Origin of the sequence: Antarctobacter albus, assembly GCF_900101505.1 — a bacterium.
Taxonomy (GTDB): domain Bacteria; phylum Pseudomonadota; class Alphaproteobacteria; order Rhodobacterales; family Rhodobacteraceae; genus Antarctobacter; species Antarctobacter albus.
Map to the genome: position 1 here is coordinate 38,085 of NZ_FMZI01000007.1, position 18,601 is coordinate 56,685.

General features: G+C 65.1%; 11 protein-coding genes. 5 read left to right on the plus strand and 6 right to left on the minus strand.

What is annotated here, in order from left to right; translation table 11 throughout:
• Positions 1 to 30: 30 nt before the first annotated feature.
• A complete protein-coding gene (locus BLQ71_RS13280; RefSeq protein WP_043137321.1) occupies positions 31 to 498 on the minus strand; it encodes an Lrp/AsnC family transcriptional regulator in 468 nt (155 codons plus the stop codon).
• A gap of 124 nt (positions 499 to 622) precedes the next feature.
• Here BLQ71_RS13280 and BLQ71_RS13285 point away from each other — a divergent pair, with 124 nt between their 5' ends.
• Together BLQ71_RS13285 and BLQ71_RS13290 are read left to right on the plus strand one after the other, a co-directional pair.
• Positions 623 to 4,054 carry an indolepyruvate ferredoxin oxidoreductase family protein gene (locus tag BLQ71_RS13285; RefSeq protein ID WP_074622054.1) on the plus strand — a complete coding sequence of 1,144 codons (3,432 nt, stop codon included), beginning with the start codon at positions 623 to 625 and terminating at the stop codon, positions 4,052 to 4,054.
• A 79-nt stretch (positions 4,055 to 4,133) separates the two neighbouring features.
• Complete coding sequence (locus BLQ71_RS13290) at positions 4,134 to 6,170, plus strand: FAD-dependent oxidoreductase (RefSeq protein WP_074622055.1); 2,037 nt, start codon at positions 4,134 to 4,136, stop codon at positions 6,168 to 6,170.
• A gap of 9 nt (positions 6,171 to 6,179) precedes the next feature.
• Here the strand turns inward: BLQ71_RS13290 and BLQ71_RS13295 are convergent, their stop codons facing one another.
• Positions 6,180 to 6,929 (minus strand): hypothetical protein, encoded by a 750-nt coding sequence (locus BLQ71_RS13295; RefSeq protein WP_133066127.1) that lies wholly within the window; start codon positions 6,927 to 6,929, stop codon positions 6,180 to 6,182.
• 141 nt (positions 6,930 to 7,070) lie between these two features.
• Here BLQ71_RS13295 and BLQ71_RS13300 point away from each other — a divergent pair, with 141 nt between their 5' ends.
• Positions 7,071 to 9,557: a chemotaxis protein CheB gene (locus BLQ71_RS13300; RefSeq protein ID WP_074622057.1), complete on the plus strand. Its 2,487-nt coding sequence runs from the start codon at positions 7,071 to 7,073 to the stop codon at positions 9,555 to 9,557.
• Here the strand turns inward: BLQ71_RS13300 and BLQ71_RS13305 are convergent.
• A complete protein-coding gene (locus tag BLQ71_RS13305; protein ID WP_175459239.1) occupies positions 9,538 to 9,981 on the minus strand; it encodes a response regulator in 444 nt (147 codons plus the stop codon). The two genes, BLQ71_RS13300 and BLQ71_RS13305, sit on opposite strands and share 20 nt — an antisense overlap.
• 209 nt (positions 9,982 to 10,190) lie before the next feature.
• Here BLQ71_RS13305 and BLQ71_RS13310 point away from each other — a divergent pair, with 209 nt between their 5' ends.
• Positions 10,191 to 11,216, plus strand: a complete 1,026-nt coding sequence (locus tag BLQ71_RS13310; protein WP_069210869.1) for a Fe(3+) ABC transporter substrate-binding protein — start codon at positions 10,191 to 10,193, stop codon at positions 11,214 to 11,216.
• 62 nt (positions 11,217 to 11,278) lie between these two features.
• Here BLQ71_RS13310 and BLQ71_RS13315 read toward each other — a convergent pair whose 3' ends face one another.
• Positions 11,279 to 11,752 (minus strand): cupin domain-containing protein, encoded by a 474-nt coding sequence (locus BLQ71_RS13315; RefSeq protein ID WP_074622059.1) that lies wholly within the window; start codon positions 11,750 to 11,752, stop codon positions 11,279 to 11,281.
• Between the two features lie 108 nt (positions 11,753 to 11,860).
• Between BLQ71_RS13315 and BLQ71_RS13320 the strand changes: the two genes are divergently transcribed.
• Positions 11,861 to 13,459, plus strand: a complete 1,599-nt coding sequence (locus BLQ71_RS13320; RefSeq protein ID WP_074622060.1) for a winged helix-turn-helix domain-containing tetratricopeptide repeat protein — start codon at positions 11,861 to 11,863, stop codon at positions 13,457 to 13,459.
• On the opposite strand, the gene BLQ71_RS13325 is transcribed toward BLQ71_RS13320, so the two are convergent.
• Together BLQ71_RS13325 and BLQ71_RS13330 are read right to left on the minus strand one after the other, a co-directional pair.
• Positions 13,456 to 15,093 (minus strand): ABC transporter permease, encoded by a 1,638-nt coding sequence (locus tag BLQ71_RS13325; protein ID WP_052244263.1) that lies wholly within the window; start codon positions 15,091 to 15,093, stop codon positions 13,456 to 13,458. The genes BLQ71_RS13320 and BLQ71_RS13325 overlap by 4 nt on opposite strands.
• Before the next feature lie 123 nt (positions 15,094 to 15,216).
• Positions 15,217 to 18,531: a DUF4214 domain-containing protein gene (locus BLQ71_RS13330; RefSeq protein ID WP_074622061.1), complete on the minus strand. Its 3,315-nt coding sequence runs from the start codon at positions 18,529 to 18,531 to the stop codon at positions 15,217 to 15,219.
• Between the last annotated feature and the right edge of the window lie 70 nt (positions 18,532 to 18,601).

An 18,601-nucleotide genomic window follows, 5' to 3' on the forward strand; every position in this document is an offset into this window, starting at 1 on the left:
TGCGGCGTCCGCTTGCGGGGGCGACGGGTTTCAGGGGGAAAGGGGGACCTCCGTCCCCTGCTTGATCCGGCGCAGGACAAACATCGTGGCTGTGCCGGCGACGTTTTCATGTTCCAGAACCCGGCGCATCAGGATCGATTCTAGGTCCGCGATGTCGCGCACCACGAGGTGCAGCAGGTAATCCCATTCGCCGGAGATCGAGTAGACCTCGGTGATGGCCGGTTCCGCCTCCATCGCGCGCTGGAATTCGGCGCGGGCGGCGGCGTCCTGGGATTTCATGCGCACCTGCACGAAGGCATCCATGCCGCGCCCCACGGCGGCGGGGTCGACGTGGCGCACCGGCGGGCCGATCACGCCGCGATCCTCCAGCGCGCGCAGGCGGCGCCAGCAGGTCGCCGGAGAGCTGTTCACCGCCTGTGCGAGCTCCTGCATGCTGCCCGAAGCGTCCTTTTGCAGGACGGCCAGGATGCGACGGTCGAGATCCGAGAGTTGAGGCATTTCGTTCGCTTTTTGGCCTGAGAGTGAATGGTTCACTGCAAGATGTGACCCAAGACTGAGAGATTGGAAGGTCTTTTTCAGCAGAACAGGTAAAAATCCCCCGATCCGCGACAGGGAGGATGCCATGACGGACCAGACGCCGATTCTGACCGATTACGCATTGGAAGACCGTTATACCCGCACCGAGGGCCGGGTGTTCCTGACCGGGACGCAGGCGATCCTGCGGATCGCGCTGGACCAGGCGCGGCGCGACCGGGCGCGGGGGCTGGACACGCGGGGCTATATCTCGGGCTATCGCGGCTCTCCGGTGGGCGGGGTCGACCTCGAGGTGTCGGGCCATGCCAAGCTGGTCGAAGAGGCCGGGATCACCTTTCTGCCCGCGATCAACGAGGAACTGGGCGCGACCCAGATGATCGGCACGCAGCAGGTGGAGACCGACCCGGACAAGACCTGCGAGGGGGTCTTTGGCCTGTGGTACGGCAAGGGGCCGGGGGTGGACCGGGCGGCAGATGCGCTGAAACACGGCAATGCCTACGGATCTTCGCCGCATGGTGGCGTGCTGGTGGTGGCGGGGGATGACCACGGCTGTGTCTCTTCGTCGATGCCGCACCAGTCGGACGTGGCCTTCATGAATTTCTTCATGCCGACGCTGAACCCGGCCAACGTGGCCGAGTTCCTGCCATTTGGCGAATGGGGCTATGCGCTGTCGCGGTTCTCGGGCATGTGGGTCGGCTTCAAGGCGATTTCCGAGACGGTGGAATCGGGCATGTCGGTGGAATTGCCCGCCGACCGGGCGTTTGTCGCACCGGACTACACGCCGCCCGAAACCGGGCTGCATTACCGCTGGCCCGACCTGCCGGGGATGCAGATCGAAGAGCGGATGGAGGCCAAGAAAAACGCCGTGCTGGCCTTTGCCCGCGCCAATCCCATCGACCGGGCGGAATGGGGGCACGAGGCCCGGTTCGGCATCGTGACCACCGGCAAGGCGCACTTGGACACCCTGGAGGCGCTGCGCCTGCTGGGGATCGATGAGGATCTGGCGCGCGAACTGGGCATCGACCTTTACAAGGTGGGCATGGTCTGGCCGCTGGAGGATCGCGGCGCGCTGGGCTTTGCGCATGAAAAGCAGGAACTGCTGGTCATCGAGGAAAAGCGCGGGATCATCGAGAGCCAGCTCAAGGAATATTTCTACGATTTCCCCGGGCAAAAGCCCGAACGCATGGTCGGCAAGCGCGACGAGCACGGTGACCGGCTGATCCCCTGGACGCATGAACTGGGCGCCGTGATGCTGGCGCGGATCATCGCGAAACGACTGGACCTGAATCTTGGCACATCACTCACGGAACGTGCCGAGGCGCTGGTGCCGCCCCCGAACCTGATCGAGGTGCCGGGGGCGGCCCGCACGCCCTATTTCTGCTCGGGCTGTCCGCACAATACGTCCACGAAAGTGCCCGAGGGCAGCCAGGCGCTGGCGGGGATCGGCTGTCACTTCATGGCAAGCTGGATGGACCGCAACACGACCTCGCTTATCCAGATGGGGGGCGAGGGCGTCAACTGGGTCGCGCGGTCGAAGTTCAACGGCAACCGGCATGTGTTTCAGAACCTCGGCGAGGGGACGTACTATCACTCGGGCTCGCTGGCGGTGCGGCAGGCGATTGCGGCGGGGACCAACATCACCTTCAAGATCCTGTTCAACGATGCCGTGGCCATGACCGGCGGGCAGGTGGTGGACGGGCCGATTTCCGTGCAGGCGATTGCGCAGACGGTGCTGGCCGAGGGGGCGAAACGGGTGGTCGTCGTTTCGGACCAGCCTGAGAATTTCCGCAAGGGCGACTTCCCGGCGGGGGTCGAGATCGAGCATCGGCGCGAGATGGACCGGGTGCAGCGCGAATTGCGCGAGATTCCCGGGACCACGGTGCTGATCTACCAGCAGACCTGCGCGACAGAGAAACGCCGCCTGCGCAAGCGCGGCAAGATGGAGGACCCCAAGCGGTTCGCCGTCATCAACCCGCTGGTCTGCGAGGGCTGCGGCGATTGCGGGGTGGAATCGAATTGCCTGAGCGTCGAGCCGCTGGAGACGGAATTTGGCCGCAAGCGGCAGATCAACCTGAACTCCTGCAACAAGGATTTCACCTGCCTCAACGGCTTCTGCCCCAGCTTCGTGACCGTCGAGGGGGCGACGCTGAAGAAGGGGCGCGGCGTGTCCGAAGCGCAGTTGAACGAGATGGTGGCCGGGTTGCCGGCGCCGATCGTGCCGTCGCTGGACACGCCCTGGGATATTCTTGTCACCGGCGTTGGCGGGACGGGGGTCGTGACCGTGGGCCAGTTGATCGCGATGGCGGCGAACCTCGAAGGGCGGGGCGCCAGCGTGCTGGACTTCATGGGGTTCGCGCAGAAATTCGGGCCGGTGCTCAGCTACCTGCGGATGTCTTCGCGCCCCGAAGACGTGAACCAGGCGCGGATCGAGCCGTCCTCGGCGGATGCGCTGATCGGCTGTGACCTGGTGGTAAGCTCTTCGCCCAAGGCCTCGATGACCTACCGGGCGGGGCATACGCGGGCGGTGGTGAACACGGCCCTGATGCCGACCGGGGATTTCACGCGCAACCGCGATGCGGACCTGAAGGCGGGCGACCGGCTGGCGCGGATTTCCGGGGCGGTGGATGGCAAGGCGCTGCAATCGCTGGATGCCAATGCCCTGTCAGAGGCGCTGCTGGGCGACACGGTCTTTGCCAACGTCCTGATGCTGGGCGCGGCCTGGCAGGCGGGGCTGGTGCCCCTCACCGAGGCGGCGCTGATGCGGGCGATCGAGCTGAACGGGGTCAAGCCGGAGCTGAACAAACAGGCCTTTGCCTGGGGACGGGTTGCCGTGACCGATCACGAGGGCGTCGAGCGGATCGCCGGGATCGAGGCGCGGCCCGTGCAGACGCTGGAGCAGATGATCGACCGGCGGGCGGATTTCCTGGGTGACTACCAGAGCCGGCGCTGGGCGCGGCGCTATCGCGATGACCTGCAAAAGGTGATCGAGGCCGAGACCCGCGTGGCGGGCGCGCCGGGCGCCCTGTCCGAGGCGGCGGCCAAGGGCCTGTTCAAGCTGATGTCCTACAAGGACGAATACGAGGTCGCGCGGCTGCACGCGCAGACAGGTTTCCTGGACGGGTTGAAGGACCGTTTCGAAGGCGAGTTCACCGTGCGCCACCACCTTGCGCCGCCAATTCTGTCCTCGGGCACGGATGCGCGCGGGCGGCCTCTGAAACGCAGCTTTGGCCCCTGGGTGCAGGTGGCCTTTCGCCAGCTTGCGCGGATGAAGCGGCTGCGGGGCACGGTGTTCGACCCCTTTGGGCGCACCGGGGAGCGGCGGATGGAACGGGCGCTGATCGGGGAATACCGCGCTCTGCTGGATCGGCTGGTCAACGGGCTGACGTCGGACAACCGCGAGGAGGCGGCGCGGATCGCTGGGCTTGTCATGGAAATCCGCGGCTTTGGCCCGGTCAAGGAGGAGGCCACGGAAAAGACCCGCAAGGCGATTGCCGAGGCTATTACGCAGTATGCTGCCTAAAATCCTTTAACCGACCGCGCGTTTGGGTTATCTCCGGTGCAGGACGCCCGTGGCAGGGGCGAGGAGAGGAGCCTTGACCATGACTACCGACAGCCCCGTTACCGTCACCCGCGAAGGCGATCTGGCCTGGGTGACCATCGACAATCCGCCCGTCAACGCCACCAGCACGGCGGTGCGCAAGGGTCTGGCCGAGGCCGTGAACGCGGTACAGGGCGCGCGTGTCGCAATCTTGACCGGCGCGGGGCGGACCTTTGTCGCCGGCGGGGATATGTCGGAGTTCGACGCGCCGCCCGTGGAACCGCATCTGCCCGATGTTGTGCAGATGATCGAGGACAGTGAAACGCCCTTTGTCGCGGTCCTGCACGGCACGGTGCTGGGCGGCGGGTTCGAGATCGCGATGGCCTGCGCCTGGCGGCTTGCGCAGGCGGGAACCCGGTTCGGTCTGCCAGAGGTCAACGTGGGGCTGATCCCCGGCGCCGGCGGTACGCAGCGCGCGCCGCGACTGATCGGGATGGAGGCCTCCATCGACATGGCGGCCTCGGGGCAGATGCTGGATGCCGCGACGCTCAAGGCGCTGGGCGGGCTTGATCTTGTGTTCGAAGGGGACTTGCAGGCGGCGGCGCGGGAGTTTGTGGCGGCTCTGCCGGAGCGGCCCTCCAAAGTGTCGGAACGGGTGACAGAGCCGCTGGCGGTCGACGCGCTGGAGGTCAAGCGCGAGGCGGTGATGAAACGCGCGCGCGGGCAGATGTCGCCGCTGTTGAACATCGACGCGCTGCAATGGGCCTATCTGCCCTTCTCCGAAGGCCAGCCCAAGGAACGCGCCCTGCACCTGGAGTTGCGCCAGAGCGCCGAGAGCCGCGCCCTGCGGCATGCCTTTTTCGCCGAACGCGAGGTGGCCCGCCCCAAGGCGGCAGCGGGCGCCGCGCCGCGCGACTTGCAGCGCATCGCGGTTGTTGGCGGCGGGCTGATGGGCGCGGGCATCGCCACGGCGAGCCTGGGCGGTGGGCTTGAGGTTGTGCTGATCGAGCGTGACGCCGATGCGGCGGCAAGCGCCCGGGACCGCGTGGCCGGGCTGATCGACGGTGCCGTGAAACGCGGCAAGCTGAGCGAGGCCAAGGCGGCAGAGCAGAAGGCACGGTTCACCGCGACGGCGGACTACGCCGATGCGGCGGGTGTCGACCTGGCGGTCGAAGCGGTGTTCGAGGATCTCGAGGTCAAGCGCGCGGTGTTCCGGCAACTGGCCGAGGTGGTCTCGCCGGAGGCGATCCTTGGCACCAACACCTCCTACATCGACCCGCGCGAGATTTTCGAGGGCATCCCGAACCCCGCGCGCTGTATCGGGCTGCACTTCTTTTCGCCCGCGCATGTGATGAAACTGCTGGAGATCGTGGCGCTGCCCGAAACCTCGGCCGAGGTGCTGGCGACGGGGTTTGCCTTTGGCAAGCGGCTGCGCAAGGTCTCGGTCCTGGCGGGGATCTGCGACGGGTTCATCGGGAACCGGATGTTGGCGGAATACCGGCGCGCGGCGGAATACATGCTGGCCGATGGCGCGCTGCCGCAGGAAGTGGACGCCGCCGCGCGCGAGATAGGCTTTCCGATGGGACCGTTCGAGTTGCAGGATCTGACCGGCCTGCAGATCGCCTGGGCCAACCGCAAGCGGCAGGCGGCGACGCGCGACCCGGCGCAGCGTTACGTGACCATCGCCGACCAGCTGTGCGAGATGGACCGGCTGGGCCAGCGCAGCGGAAAGGGCTGGTACGACTACGTCGAAGGAGATCGCAAGCCACGTCCCTCGGCCGAGGTCGAGACGGTGATCCTGGACTATGCGCAGGCCCAGGGGATCACACGCCGTGGTTTTGACCGCGAAGAGATCGTGACGCGTATCCTGTCCGTGCTGGCCAACGAGGGCGCGCGCATCGTCGAAGAGGGTATCGCCGAGAGTGACGCTGCCGTCGACATGGTGCAGATCCACGGCTACGCCTTTCCGCGCTGGCGCGGCGGGCCGATGCAAACGGCGGCCGAACGTGGCTGGACCGAGGTCGGCGACACCATGCGGCGTCTGGCCGGGGAAAGCCCGGACAGCTGGGTGCTGAGCGACCGTGCCACTGGCAGCTGACCGCCCCGGTCAGCCCTTTGGCGCGTCGTGGTGGCCGTGCAGGATGGCCCCATGTTCGCCCCGCACCGACCGGCCCGAGGAGTCCCAGCGGATGTCCCGGCTGGGAATCGTGCCGGGCGCGCTGAGCGAGAGTGGCCTTTGCTGTTGGCCGATGGCGGCGCGCCTTTGCGGGGCGCTCTCGATGAAACGGGACAGCAGGCCGATGTAGTCCGACAGTTCGTCCCGCTTGGCGCGCATGGTCTTGATGCGGGCAGCCAGAACGCGGGAGTCCGCCTCTGTCAGGCCGTTTTCCAGGATGTGGTCGAAGATCTCGAGCGCCGGGTACAGCAGGTCGCACAGCACCGGCAGGGCGATGTCGTCAATGTTTGGCGGGGTCTCGTGTTCGCAGCGCAGTCCCGGCCCAAGGACGTGACAGAGATCCCCTTCGGCACGGACAAAACGCACGCTGGCGGTTCCGCTGCCGGTCGGGTCGATCCGGGTCAGGATGCGCAGGCCATGCAGTGTCAGCTGAGGCAGCTCCAGTTTGAAGCCGGACCGGCTGTTGACCGCGGTGTCCTTGATCGCGGCAAGTTCGGCGTCGAGGATCCTGGCAAGTTCGGGCGCGAAGACATCCGCAAGCGGGCGCGGATCGTCGAGCAGCAAGCGTTGACTATGGTCGTGGTGCCGCAACCGGACGTTCACGACGCACCAGTCCTGCCCGTGGGCGGACTTGCTGAGCCAGGCTTCGATCGTGCTCGGCGACGATGTTGCTTCGGGCACGCACAGCTCCTGCAATTGCACCTAGGGGGTTCCTTGTTCACCTCTTGTAAAGCGTTTAACCCCAGATTTGGTTAACTATGGGTAAAGGAAGGCGCCGCTGAAGCCCTGGTGCCACAAGCCCGGCCTATTTCGGATCGAGTCATGAGCATTTCCAGGGATGTTGAAACGGTTGTTGGCATTGCCGCCTCGGCAGGCGGCTTCGAAGCCATGTCCCTGCTTGCCCAGCATCTGCCGGCGGACGCGGGCTGTGCCTATGTCCTGGCCCAGCACCTGTCCCCCCACCACGAAAGCGTCCTGCCGACCCTGCTGTCGCGCGAGATCCGGCTGTCGGTGAAGGCGGTCGACCAGTCGATGCCGCTGGAGCCGGACACGATCTACGTTCCGATTCCCAAGTTCGACCTGGTGGTCGAGAACGGCGCCGTCCACCTGCGACCGCCCTCTGGCCGCGCGGCAGAGCCGAAACCCTCGGCGGACCGACTTTTTTCTTCGATTGCAGAGCATTACGGAGAGAGGAGCGTCGGGATTGTCCTGTCCGGCACGGGCAGCGACGGGAGCTATGGCGTACAGGCGATCCGCGAGGCGGGCGGTATCACCATCGCCCAGGACGCGGCCTCGTCCCGCTATGACACGATGCCCAATTCGGCGATCGAGACAGGCTGCGTGGACCTGATCCTGTCCCCCGGCGAGATCGGCGATCAGCTGGATGCCATCCTGCGCCGCCCGCGCGACCTGTCGGGGCTGCAGGCGCAGATGGAACAGCCCACGGAATTCGATGATCTTTATCACCTGTTGCAGGTGCGCACCCGGGTGAATTTCCGCAACTACAAGGAAAAGACCGTGGGCCGGCGCATTCAGCGGCGCATGATCGCGCGCGGCTTCGAGGATTACGGAGCATACGTACAGTTTTGTCGCGACAATCCCGAGGAGCTGGATTCGCTGTATCGCGACCTGCTGATTTCAGTCACCCGGTTCTTTCGGGACCGCGATCAGTTCGACGCGCTGGCCGATGCCTTGCGGGCCTATGTCGAACAGACGGATCGCAGGCCGATCCGCATCTGGGTCCCCGGCTGCGCGACGGGCGAAGAGGCCTATTCCATCGCCTTCATCCTGTGTGACCTGCTGGGGTTCCCCAAGCGCGACGAGGCCCGCGCCTTTCAGGTCATCGCGACGGACCTGGATACGCAGGCGCTGGCCCGCGGGCGCGCCGGTGCCTACCCGATCAGCGCCGCGGCCGACATGCCGCAATCCATGACCGAGGCCTACTTCACCCAGCATGACGGTGTCCTTCGGGTGCGGCAGGAAGTGCGCAACCTGATCCTCTTCTCGCAGCACAACGTCTTTCAGGACCCGCCGTTCAGCGACATCGACCTTGTCAGCTTTCGCAACACGCTGATCTATTTCAACACAACCCTGCAGGAAAAGGTGATGTCCCGCCTGCTGTATTCGATGCGTCCGGGCGGGCTGATGTTCATCGGAACCTCCGAACATATCGGCGCGCTGGAACCCTATTTCGAACGGGTCGGCGAGGGCATTCGCCTGTTCCGCAAGCGCCGGGGCGGAACGCTGGACCGAAAGCCGCTGGAACGGTTCGGAATGGCGATCAGGGCTGACACCGGCAAGGGCGGTGACAGGTCGCATGTCGTCCCCAAGCCACTGGAGGACAACGAGGTCTTCGGCACCATCGCGGCATCTGTCGCGCCGATTGGGTTCCTGGCCAACGAACAGAAGGACCTGTTGCGCATCTTTGGCGACATCAGCCCCTTTACCACCGTGACCGACGACGTGCGCGGGCGGCTGACCACCCGGATGCTGAAGTCCGAGATCGCCTCGGAGGCGTCCAGCCTGATCCCGCTTTGCCTGAAGCACGGCAAGCCGCGCAACGGCGTCTGGCGAGAGATGCCGGGCCGTGGCTTCAACCGGGTCCGCCTGCGCGGGTATCCGATCAAGGCGGACCGTCCGGTGACGCAGGGGCGGCTGGTGCTGGTCTCGATCGAGACGGATTTCGTCGAAGAGACGGTGCTGCCGAACCAGGCGGATCGCGAGGCCTCGGACTACCTGGCCTATATCGAGCGGGAGCTGGCAGACGCGCGCGAGGCGCTGCAGATCACGATGGAGGAACTGCAGACCTCTAACGAGGAACTGCAGTCCACGAACGAGGAACTGCAATCGACCAACGAAGAACTGCAGTCGACCAACGAAGAGTTGGAAACCTCGAACGAAGAGCTGCAATCCACCAACGAGGAACTGATCACGGTCAACGAGGAACTGCTGATCAATTCAGAGGAGCTCAACCGTCTCGTGGCCGAACAGGCCGCGATCCAGGCTGCGCTGCCGATGCCCCTTTTGGTGCTGGACACGCGCCTGAACATCAAGAGCGCCTCGCGCAACGCGATCCAGCTGTTCGCCCTGACGGAACACGGAACCCATATCGGTCACATCAGCCAAGTGAACCTGCCGGTCGACGGTTTTCCCCGGCTGGTCGAGATCTGCAACGAGGTGCTGACCCTGCAAAAGACGCGCAGCGAGACCTTTGATTTCGACGGGGTCGTGCAGGAACTGCGGGTGGCGCCCTATTTCCTGAAGGGCGCTGAACTGGCTGGCCTGACGATCACCTTGCAGAGGGCCTGACCGGCGGCCCTTGGTCGGCGGTCAGCCGGGCGACAAGCTCCAGCAGGTGCGCCGGGGGAAAGGGCTTGGCCAGGATCTCTGTCGCGCCAAAGCTCTGCGCCGTGTTCAGCAGGTCCTTGGTCCAGTAGTTGTTCACGGCGCCGGACATGGCGATCGCGGGAATGTCCCTTGGCGTCTTGAAGGGGCGCGACGGCGATTGCTGGCGCAGCCGGGTCAGGAACAGCAACCCGCCGTCCGGCGACAGGGCGCCATCCACCATGATCAGGATGTCGACGATGACCAGGTCGATTCGGCGGTTCATGACGATCTCGAGCGCGGCCTCGCCGGAGGGGGCGATGGTCACGCTATGCCCGGCCTCGGTCAAGCTTTGCCCGACGAGGTCTGCAAAATGCGCATCGTCCTCCATGATGACGATTTCGGCCATGTCACTGAATTCCCTGTCCTGCACGTCTTTTTTGTATCCGAGTTGGTCAAGCATTTGAATGCGAATGTTTATATGTGATCCGGGGTCGCGCCTTCGGCTTGGGGCATGGGGACTCTCGCCAGTGCCGAAATCCGCCGAGACCGCTTGCATCCGCAGCTGGAACCTGTAATTGACTAAAAGAGTAAGGATTTAATTCAAGGGAGAAACGTATGACCCTCAAGACTGGACTCGGCGCCGCAGCGCTTGTTGCCCTGGCCGGGCTGACCCCGACGGCGGGCATCGCTCAAGGCGAGGTGAACATCTACTCGTCGCGCCACTACGACACCGACGAGCGCCTGTATTCGGACTTCGAGGATGCCACCGGCATCACCATCAACCGCATCGAGGGCAATGCCGACGAGCTGATCGCGCGAATGCAGGCCGAGGGCCGCAACTCGCCCGCCGATATCCTGCTGACGGTCGATACCTCGCGCCTGGAACGGGCCAAGGACGCCGGTGTCCTGCAGCCGATCGAAAGCGCCGTGCTGGAAGCACGCGTGCCCGGCTACCTGCAGGATGCGGAAAACGAATGGTTCGGCTTTTCGCAGCGTTCGCGCATCATCTTCTATGACAAGCAGGACGTGACAGAGCCGCCGGCCACCTACCAGGATCTCGCCGATCCCAAGTACAAGGGCCAGGTCTGCATCCGCTCGGGCACCAACGCCTACATGCAGACGCTGCTGGCCGCGCTGGTCGAGCACATGGGAGAAGAGGCCGCGCGTGACTGGGCCGCCGGTGTCGTGGCGAATTTCGCGCGTGATCCGCAAGGGGGCGACACCGACCAGCTGCGCGGCATCGTCTCGGGCGAATGCGACGTGGTTCTGTCGAACACCTACTATTTTGCACGCGCGATCCGGACCGAGGTCGACGGCCTCAGCGACAGCCGTGACATGATCGGCTGGGTTTTCCCGAACCAGGATGGCACCGGTGCCCACATGAACCTGTCGGGTGGCGGCGTGGCCGCGCATGCGCCCAACAAAGAGAACGCGATCAAGTTCCTCGAGTACCTGGCCAGCGACCAGGCACAGAAATATTTCTCGGCGGGCAACGACGAATACCCGGCCGTCCCGGGCGTGGGCCTCAGCCCCTCCGTGGCCGAACTGGGTTTCTTCAAGCCCGATGACGTGAACCTCTCGGCCGTGGCCAAGCAGATCCCCACCGCCCAGAAAATCTTTAACGAGGTTGGCTGGAAGTAATTTCAGCCAGTGTACCGAGTGGAAAAGGCGGGGGAGACCCCGCCTTTTTTTCGCGCGCCCGCCTATTCCAGGGGTGGGCCGGTGAAGATCTGGCCGAACTCCTCTGAGATGCGGTTCAACTCATCCATGTCGTCGGGCAGTTTCAGGTGTTTCGTCGCTTCGAAAAAGCCTTCAAACCCGCCGGGTGCAACGATCACCAGGATCTTGCCACCTTCTTCGCCGGTCAGGCGGAAGGTGTGATCGACCCCCTTCTGGACAAAGGCGGCCTCGCCGGCCTTGACCAGCATCACGTCGCCGTCGGCAAGGAACTGTGCCTCGCCTTCGAGAACGTAGAACGCCTCTCCGGCGTCGTCGTGGATATGGCGCGGCGGACCGCCGGGGCCGACGAAATGCGTGGTGAACATGCCCATGTCGCCACCTGTCATTTCCTTGTCGAGCAGGACGTGCACTGTCGATCCGTTCCATTCGATCGGGTCATGGGCCAGGGCGGGACAGGCCAGGGCCGCGACGGCGGCTGCAAAGAACGGTAATCTCATCTCTTCCTCCAAATCATGTGGCGGCGCGCCCTTGTTTTGCGAAACGAGCCGAATTGACGTAGGGTAAGATTTAGCCAGCCAAGTGATCGAATTACCGAACGAAAACCGGTGAAAATTTACGAATTCGAAACGACGGACTGCACCCTGGACGGTACGGACGGGGCGCTGCGGACGCCAAACGGCGCTCTTGTGGATCTGCGCCCGCAAACACGCGAGGTTCTGCGCCTGCTGGCCATGTCGCCCAATCGGACCATCGAAAAGGCGGAATTTGCCGAGCAGGTCTGGGAGGGGCGGACCGTTGGGACGGACAGCCTCGTGCAATGTATTGCCGAGATCCGCGGCGCGCTGGGCGATACCGATCGCAAGGTGATCCAGACCGTCCCGCGCAAGGGTTATCGCTTTGTCCCGCCCAGTACCGCCGTGACCCCGACCGACACGCCGAAACGCATCCTGCCGCTGTTGCTGGCGGTTGTTTTGCTGTGTGCCGGTGTCCTGGGCATGGCCTTCTACCCCGAGGACAACAGCCACGCGCGGGCGCCGGTTCTGGCCGTCCTGCCACTGGAGGACCTGAGTCCCGAGCCGCTGCAGGGCTACCTGAGCGACGCGCTGGTCGAGGGCATCATCACCGAGCTGGCGCGCTTTCCGCAGTTCAGGGTGGTCGCGCGCAATTCCAGTTTCCAGTTCCGCGAGACGCCGACCGACGTGCGCGAGATCGGGCGGGTGCTGGGCGCGGGCTATGTTCTGGAAGGCAGCCAGCAATACGACGGACAGCGGTTGCGGGTCACCATCCAGTTGATCGAGACGGGCACAGGCGCGCATATCCTGTCGGACCAGTACGAGCGTGACCTTGACGACCTCTTCGTGGTTCAGAACGAGATCGTGCGCCATGTGGCCTCTGTTGTCGGTGAAACGGTGATGATCGACCTGCCCGACCGGACCGGTGCGGGCGGCGTGGATTCGCTGTTGCGGGGGATGCAGGCACGCAAGCTGATGAGCCAGCTCAGCCGCGAGCACTGGGAGCAGGCGATTGCATTGGAGCGCACCTCGATCCGCGAGGAACCGGAGTCCGAATGGGGCTATATCGGCACGTCGCTGATGCTGGGCACGGCCAGCCACATGGGCTGGATGACGCCGATGGACGACGTTCTGGACGAAGCCGAGGAGCTGGCGGAAATCGCCATGCGCAAGAACCCCCGGAACTACATGTCCCACTACACGCTTGCGCGGGTGCTGTCCCGGCGCGGTCATCATGTCGAGGCCATCGAGCACTACAAGCGCGCGGCAGAGCTCAATCCATCGGATTCGCTGGTGCTGATCGCCATGTCCATCCCGCTGGTCTACGAGGGCCGGGCCGATGAGGGGATCGAGGCGCTGGAACGGGCAAAGCGGGTGGACCCGCTGCACGGGGACTGGCTGCGCTGGCAGATGGGCTGGTCCTATTGGCAAAGCGGTGACTGCGAGGCGGGGCTGGAGGCGATGCTGAGCATGTCCTCGCCGCCGCCGCCGTCGAACAAGGCGCTCGCCGCCCTGTTGATCTGCCTGGGCAGGACCGATGAGGCGCGCGACGCGATGGCGCGCTTTCTTGCGGTTGAACCGGGTCACACGCTGAAGGTCGAGGTGACGCGGATCGCCCCCAACTGGAAACCCGAGGGCACCGCGGAGCGCTGGCTGGACGTCATGCGGGAGGCGGGAATGCCCGAGGGCTAGTCTTCCTTGCGCATCCGATGGATCAGCAGGACGACCGGCAAGAGGCCCAGAACGGCGATCACGAGGCTGGGCACGGCGGCGCCTTCCAGCCTTTCGTCGGCGGCCAGCCGGTGCGCCTGTACCGCCAGCGTGTCATAGTTGAATGGGCGCATGATCAGAGTCGCGGGCAGTTCCTTCATCACGTCGACAAAGACGATCAAACCGGCGGTCAGCAGGCTGGGCCTCAGCAGTGGCATGTGGATGCGGCGCACGGTGCCGACGGCGTTCTGGCCAAGCACCCGCGCGGCGGCGTCCATGTTGGGGCTGACGGTGGAAATCCCGCCCTCGTAGGCGCCGATGGCGGCAGCCAGGAAACGGATCATGTAGGCGCCCACCAGGACCCAGATGGAGCCGGTGAACAAAAGGCCGGTGGAGATGTCGAAGGTGTCCCGCATCCAGCTGTCCAGCGCGTTGTCGAAGGCGGCGAAGGGCACCAGCAGGCCAACGGCGATCACCCCGCCGGGCACGGCATAGCCCAGCCGCCCGACATAAAGTGCGATGCCGGTGAGCCGGCCGGGCAGGATACGGCTGATGCTGCCCAGGATCACCGCGGCCCCGACGGTGACAATCGCGGCGACGGTGGCCAGGGTCAGCGAGTTCTCGATGAACCGGATGTAGCGGCGGCTGAGGATGTCCTGTTCCGATCCGATCGCCATCGTCAGCAGGGCCAGTGCCGGGATCAGCGCGCCCAGCAGCACCGGCAGGCTGCAAGCCACCAGCGCGGCGGCGTTCAGCCCGCCCTTGAGGGGGGCACGCGGCACCGGCTCTCTGCGCCGTCCCGAATGGTAGCGCGCCTGCCCCCGGCTCTTGCGTTCCAGCACCGCCAGCAGCAGGGCAAAGGCCAGCAGCCCCAGGGCCAGCTGCGCGGCGCCGGCCCGGTCGGCCAGGGAAAACCAGCTGGTGTAGATCCCGGTCGCAAAGGTCTGAACCCCGAAATAGGACACGGTGCCATAGTCTGCGATGGTCTCCATCGCGGCCAAAAGGACACCTGCGGCAATGGCGGGACGCGCCATCGGCAGTGTCACGGAAAAGAAGGCCCCCAGCGGCGTCCGGCCCAGGGAACGGGCGGCAAAGACCGTGGTTGCGCTCTGGCTGATGAAGGCGGCACGGGCCAGCAGGTAGACGTAGGGGTAAAGCACCAGCATCAGCATCGCCGCCGCGCCGCCGGTCGACCGGATTTCCGGGAACCAGTAGTCGCGCGGCCCCCAGCCGGTGATGTCGCGCAGGGTGGCCTGCACGATGCCGGGATGGTCCAGCAGATGCGTGTAGGCATAGGCGATGACATAGGCCGGAAAGGCGAGTGGCAGCACCAGCGCCACCTCGAGGATGCGGCGTCCGGTGAATTCGGTCATGACCACCAGCCAGGCCGCCCCGGTGCCGATCAGCAGCGTCCCGACAGAGACAAGCGCCAGCAGGATCAGCGTGGTCGCGGTGTAGCGGCCCAGCACGGTTTGCGCGAGATGGGCCAGCGTATCGCTTTCGGCAGAGACCGCGGCCAGCAGGACACCAAGATGGGGCAGGGCGCAGAACGCCGCGATCAGGATTGCGACGGCGTATAGTAGCCGCTCGGTCACTGTGCGGTGCCGTTGCTGCATGGCTGCCTCCTCTGGGCGCGGGTCTTTCACCCGGCCGAGCGTTTTGATCGGGATTGGCGAGGATCGGCAGGAGAGTCAAGCGTCGCGGCCCCTGTCGGGGCGGGGACAGGGGGTGGCAGGCGGTCAGGCGTAAAAGATCATGTCACTGGTGATCTGGCCCAGTTGCTGGTCGTTGAAGACCACGGTCACGCCCTGGTCCTGAAAGATGACGTCATCGCCCTGCTGGCTCATCCGGGCCAGGGCCGCATCCGCATCGGCATAGCCGAAGTCGGACAGGTCCACCCGATCCCAGGGTTCCAGGTCGGTGACAAGATGGGTGCCATCGTCGCTACGGTCAAAGACGAAGGTATCGCTGTATAGCCCGCCCGACAGGATGTTGTCGCCGGTTCCCGCCTCCAGCATATCGTCGGGGCCGAGGCTCAGCATGTAGGCGTGCACCGCCGCGTCGTTGGCCGTGATCGCGGCGGGGCTGCCGACAAGGTCGAGGATCACCTCCGACCGGGCAAGCCCGCCCTCCAGCGCCGCCGTCCAGCTGGCCAGTTCGGCGCCGTTGGGGCTGCGATCGAGGAGGTTGCGGTACAGCTGGGTGACGAACTGGGCATCGCCCACGGCCCCAAGGCCGGACTGGTAGGCGGGCAGGGCCATGAGACCGGCCACCGCATCCTGCATCGTCGCCCCCCCTGTCAGCGCCTGCATCCAGTCCTGGAACGTCGCGGCGTCGGGGTCCGTGTTCAGCATGGCCTGGTAGAGGCGGAACAGGTCATCCGACCAGTTGGACGCATCCCACCGGCCATCGAAAGCGGCCTGCGCATCCTGGGTGCCTGCCCGGTTCTCGGGGCTTTCGGCGAAATGCCGGACCACCATCTGGCGCGACATGCCTCCGTCGAGATAGTCCAGCCATGCGGCCATCCCGGCGGCATCCGGCGCCCGGGACAGCACGTTCTGGTACAGCAGGGTGACGAATTCGGCGTCCGTGGTGGTGCCATAGGTCCGCTGGAACTCGGGCGAGGACATGAAATGTCCCGACACCTCTGCGTGGCTCATGGCCGAGGAGGCAAGCTGTGTCACCCAGTACTGGTGCCCGTTCACGTCCGGTTCACGGCCAAAGACCGCGTTGTAGATGCGAAAGACCTGTTCCGACATCTCTGTCCCGTAGAGCCCGCGCCCCTCGGCGATCAGCAGGTCGTCGCCCGCGCCCCCGATCAGCGTGTCCTGTCCGCCCTGACCCAGCAGGATGTCGCTGCCATCGCCGCCGCTGATGATCTCGCTGTCGGATGTGCCGGTCAGCTGGTCGTCGTTCGCGGTGCCGTAGAGGCCGGTGGGCGCGCCGCCGATCTCGTTGAGGTAGTCTGTGACGGACACGGTCCGGTTGTCGAAGTCCAGCACCTCGACCCCTTGCAGCCGGACATCGGCATCGGCGCTGACCAGCCGCAGGACCCCGTTGCTGAAACTGGCCGAATAGCTGCCGCTGGCTCCGTCCAGCCGCACCGTGTCCTTGCCCGCGCCGCCCTGGATGATCTTGGTGCCGGTGCCGGCGACGATCAGATCGTCCCCGGCGCCGCCAAGCACGGTGTCATTGCCACTGCCCGCGACGATGTAATCGGCCCCCGACCCGGCATCCAGGTGGTCGTCCCCGAAACCGCCCTTGACCGTATCGTCCCCCTCGCCGGTCGTGATCGTGTCATTGCCCTCGCGTCCCAGGACGACATCCTGGCCGAGGCCGCCGGTCAGCCGGTCGCCCGCGGCACTGCCTTCCTGGACCCATTTCTTTTCGATCACGATCTGGACCACGTCGTAGGGCAGCATGGACAGTCCCACGCTGCCCCTGTTCAGGTGATCGCCCGTCACATCCACCAGCATCGGTGCCACATCGACCTCTGTGGCAAAGTAGTAGTCCGAGATGCCCTGCGGATTGGCGACCAGCGCCACGATGCCTGTCGCGGTCGGAAGGTAGGTGCGGTACTGGCCGCCTCCCAGGTCCTGAACATGGTTCTTGTTGGTCTCGTCGAAGAAGGCCAGTTGCGACAGGATCGCCAGTTCATCGGCGTCGATGTATCGGCGCCCGATCCGGTTGAGCCCGTTCTCGTCCGCGAGGTCGCTCAGCCCGTCCGAAGAGGCGGGATCCATCGTCAGCCGCGTCACCGTCACGCCCGTGGCCTCGTCGAGGAAAGGCGCAAGGTCCAGCGTGACCGTCCCGGGATCGAGATCGCGCAGAGAGACATAGATCACGTCGTGGTAGGGGCTGGCGTAATAGTTGATCTCGACCTCGCCGCTGCTGCCGTTCCATTCAGTCTCGATGCTTTCAAAGCGTTCGACATGGCCCGTTTCCGCGCTGGTTTCCGGGCGCAGGCTGTCGGCCATCATCCGGAAGGCGCCGCCGCCGGCGGAAAGGTCCATGTCATCGGCGCTGCGGTTGCCGGCGATGGTGTTCGAGGTGCGGTGCTGCAGCGGCCAGATAAAAGCATCGGCGGTTTCGGTCTGAACGATGAACTCGAACATCTCGACCAGGGTCGAGGCGGCGGCCATGCCCTGCTGGTTCGCGTTGGAATTCAGGACGTTCCATTCGGTGATGTAGACGGGCACATCGCGGCCGAGGTGCATGTTGAAGTTGTCGATGCGCAGGTCGATGCTGCGGCCCGTCTGGTTGCTGTCCTCGAAGACAACCGAGTCATCATGCTGGATGTTGTAGTAGTAATGCGCGACGGCACCGTCGATCGCGTCCAGCGCGCGCTGGTCCAGCCAGGACAGGATCGCCTCGTTCGCCTCGTCCCAGTTGCCGTTGCCCTTGTAGGCGCTGCCTGCGCCGCTGATGTCGCCCAGCTGGATCAGGATCGCCGGGTCGTGGCCCAGCTCGGGGTGATCGCGTTGCAGCCGGTCTATGGCATCCTGAGCTGCATTGATGACCCGGTTCGCGGCGATTCCGTATTCGGTCTCGTTCATGGACGAGACGAAATCGCTGTCTGGGTTGTCCTCCGGGTGGGTGCTGCGGTCAAAGCCGTCGACACGCTTGCCGATGGAATATTCGTTGCCGATCTCCAGGCCCGAGACATGGTCGCCGTATTCCTCCAGCAGGAGGTAGACGAAGGCCTCGATCTGCGCGGCGGGGATGTCCACCTTGGTCGGCAGCACGAAGGTGACCTGGATCATGTGGCCGGGCGAGCTGTTGGCAACCACCCAGTCCATGAAGGCCCGCACCTCTGCCCGCAGCTGGCCGTTGTCCAGGCGGGTGATGTCGATCGTGTTCTCGGCATGGCCGCCGGGATACCGCAGATGCGTCAGGTCCAGAGCGTCGACCGCCGCAACGAAGCCGTCATAGGGCAGCATGTCCCCATCGGTGGCGATGTTGATTTCGTGCAGCGCGTTGGTGCCGAAATGATAGTCCTGAACAAACGTCCCAGTGGCCGTCGCCGATGCCAGGGACATGCTGAATGCCGCCATGACTCACCCCTCTTTCCGGGCGAGACTCGACCTGTTGCGCGCCTTGTCCGGGGCCGGGGTGTGGCAAAAA

What these genes read in the sequence shown, in the direction of transcription:
- BLQ71_RS13280 (WP_043137321.1), bottom strand. Translation starts at nt 498, where the DNA reads ATGCCTCAACTCTCGGATCTCGACCGTCGCATCCTGGCCGTCCTGCAA.
- BLQ71_RS13285 (WP_074622054.1), top strand. Translation starts at nt 623, where the DNA reads ATGACGGACCAGACGCCGATTCTGACCGATTACGCATTGGAAGACCGT.
- BLQ71_RS13290 (WP_074622055.1), top strand. Translation starts at nt 4,134, where the DNA reads ATGACTACCGACAGCCCCGTTACCGTCACCCGCGAAGGCGATCTGGCC.
- BLQ71_RS13300 (WP_074622057.1), top strand. Translation starts at nt 7,071, where the DNA reads ATGAGCATTTCCAGGGATGTTGAAACGGTTGTTGGCATTGCCGCCTCG.
- BLQ71_RS13305 (WP_175459239.1), bottom strand. Translation starts at nt 9,981, where the DNA reads ATGGCCGAAATCGTCATCATGGAGGACGATGCGCATTTTGCAGACCTC.
- BLQ71_RS13310 (WP_069210869.1), top strand. Translation starts at nt 10,191, where the DNA reads ATGACCCTCAAGACTGGACTCGGCGCCGCAGCGCTTGTTGCCCTGGCC.
- BLQ71_RS13315 (WP_074622059.1), bottom strand. Translation starts at nt 11,752, where the DNA reads ATGAGATTACCGTTCTTTGCAGCCGCCGTCGCGGCCCTGGCCTGTCCC.
- BLQ71_RS13325 (WP_052244263.1), bottom strand. Translation starts at nt 15,093, where the DNA reads ATGCAGCAACGGCACCGCACAGTGACCGAGCGGCTACTATACGCCGTC.
- BLQ71_RS13330 (WP_074622061.1), bottom strand. Translation starts at nt 18,531, where the DNA reads ATGGCGGCATTCAGCATGTCCCTGGCATCGGCGACGGCCACTGGGACG.